The sequence below is a fragment of the Streptomyces sp. NRRL B-24085 genome (genome assembly GCF_001282115.1).
Classification (GTDB): domain Bacteria; phylum Actinomycetota; class Actinomycetes; order Streptomycetales; family Streptomycetaceae; genus Streptomyces.
Genome location: NZ_LJBR01000541.1, coordinates 1 through 1,621 on the forward strand (window position 1 = coordinate 1; position 1,621 = coordinate 1,621).

The window sequence follows — 1,621 nt, forward strand, 5'->3', positions numbered from 1 at the left end:
GCCGTGGGCCAGGTGGTGGGCGCGGTCGTGGCGGCCGTGGGGGTGGGCCTGGTCGTGGGATCGGTCGTGGTGGCCGCGGGGGTCGGCCCGGTGGTGGCCGCGGGTCCGGTCCGGGGCTCCGGGGCCTCGATCGTCATCGCGACGGGTGTCGGGTCGAAGCCGTTGCAAGGGTTGTTGATCTGGGGGCAGTTGGAGACGAGGACCAGGACGTCGCGTTCGGCGCGCAGGGTCAGGGAGAGGCCCGGGGCGGAGATGCCGTCGACGATGCCGAGGGTGCCGTCCTTCTCCACCGGGACGTTCATGTACCAGTTGATGTTGGAGACGAGGTCGCGCTTGCCGAGGCCGTACCGGGAGCCCTCGGCGAGGAAGTTGTCCACGCACGCGTGCTGGGACCAGGTGTGGTGGCCGTAGCGCAGGGTGTTCGACTCCTTGGAGCAGGCGCCGCCGACCGTGTCGTGGCGGCCCACGTCGTCGGCGGTGACCGTCATCAGCGGGGTGTGCTCGTTGGACATCAGCACACTGCCCGTGGTGAGGAAGATGCCGCCCTGTGCCTGGATGGTGTCGGGGGCGCTGTAGCGGACCGATGTGTCGTGGGCGTCGTAGACGAGGAAGTCGACGGCCTGGTTGCCGTGCAGGTCGGTGACGGTGAGCGTCTCGCCCTCGCGGACGACGGACGACCAGGCGGCGCGGGCCGGAACGACGGTCTTCATGAGCGTCCCTTCGAGGCGAGGAACTCGGCGGTGTTGAGGAAGGCGCGGCGGCCCTCGGGGGTGGCGTCCCAGAGGGGGTCGCCGGGTCGGGTGGGCGCGGCGCGCCAGGCGAGGACCTCCAGGGGGGTGCTGACGTAGCCGGCGCGGGGGTCGGCCGGGTGCGGGACGTTCGCGATCAGCACCGTCACGTCCTGTTCGGTGCGGAGGGTGACGCTGCCGCCGGGGCCCGCGGAGCCGGTGAAGTCGAGGGTGCCGTCCTCCTGGACGCGCACGCCCTGGAAGAAGGACAGGGAGGGCGGGAGATCGCGGGGTTCGAGGCCGTTCTTCGCGGCCGCCAGCTTGAAGAGCTCGCGGCCGGCGGGGGAGGGGCCCTGCGGGGTGCCGTCGCCGTAGCGCCCGGTGTTGCGGACCAGGGTGGAGGTGCCGCACAGGGCGTCATGGCGGCCGGAGGTGCCGGCGACGACGCTCGCGAGGACGCGGCCCTGGTCGGACAGGAGGAGTTGGCCCTCGCCGAGGTAGGCGTTCCACTGCACCTTGACGGTGTCGGCGACGTTCAGGCGCTCCCAAGGGCGGCTCTCCGCGTACAGGAGGAGGTGGGCGCAGGCGTCTCCGTGGAGGTCGGTGAGGCGCAGTTCGGTGCCGCGGGCGAGGACGCGGTGGGTGTAGTTGCCGCCCGCGACGGTCTCCGCCCACACGAGGGGGCCCGCCGTGGGGGGCGGCTCCGGCCAGTCGCCGGCCGGGACGACGGGCATGGCCTCGGCACGGGTGCCCTCCTGGGCACGGGCGTGGTCTCGGGCTCCGTACGTGGTCTCTGTGGCCATGCGGACCTCCGGCTCCGGGGGGTGTTTCTGTCGCTTGACAGAAATTAGGGGCGGGGTTGGTCGGGGGGATTGCCTGCTGTCTCTTATACA

The 1,621-nt window shown here is 72.1% G+C and carries 1 protein-coding gene and 1 pseudogene; both read right to left on the reverse strand.

Features of this window, described 5'->3' with window-relative positions:
- Positions 1 to 125 precede the first annotated feature (125 nt).
- Positions 126 to 710 (reverse strand): annotated as a pseudogene (locus tag AOJ26_RS38960) (urea amidolyase associated protein UAAP2); the annotation flags it as partial.
- A complete protein-coding gene (locus AOJ26_RS38965) occupies positions 707 to 1,531 on the reverse strand; it encodes an urea amidolyase associated protein UAAP1 (protein WP_053853071.1) in 825 nt (274 codons plus the stop codon). The gene AOJ26_RS38965 and the pseudogene AOJ26_RS38960, both read right to left, overlap by 4 nt.
- Positions 1,532 to 1,621 lie beyond the last annotated feature (90 nt).

Coding starts and splice junctions, on each gene's coding strand:
- AOJ26_RS38965 (WP_053853071.1), bottom strand. CDS start 1,531: ATGGCCACAGAGACCACGTACGGAGCCCGAGACCACGCCCGTGCCCAG.